Annotated in this window: 1 pseudogene; it reads right to left on the bottom strand. The window is 61.3% G+C overall.

Features of this window, described 5'->3' with window-relative positions:
* Nucleotides 1–279 (bottom strand): annotated as a pseudogene (locus A3722_RS24360) (hypothetical protein); the annotation flags it as partial.

Here is a 279-nt window from a genome sequence, read left to right as displayed (position 1 = left end):
GAAAAAGGACCCCGGCCCTGCAAAGGCGCCGTCACGGGAATCATCAAACCGCAGAGGCGCGGTAGAAGAGGTCGTGCGCTGAAAGGTCAGGCCGGTTACGTCGGACCAGCTGTCCAAGGCCCATTCCGCCAGACGCTGGCCCTCAACCGTGAGATTGCTGATGTTATAGGTAAGCGTGTCGCCCGCGACCGCATCGAAACGCAGGGTGGTGGGGTAGCCCCAGAAAAACTCCGTCTCGAATGTGGCGATCTGGGTCGGGGTCAGCACCGTGTCTGTCAC

Origin of the sequence: Sulfitobacter sp. HI0027 (genome assembly GCF_001634775.1) — a bacterium.
Lineage (GTDB): Bacteria > Pseudomonadota > Alphaproteobacteria > Rhodobacterales > Rhodobacteraceae > Sulfitobacter.
This window is presented reverse-complemented; position numbering and strand designations above follow the sequence as displayed.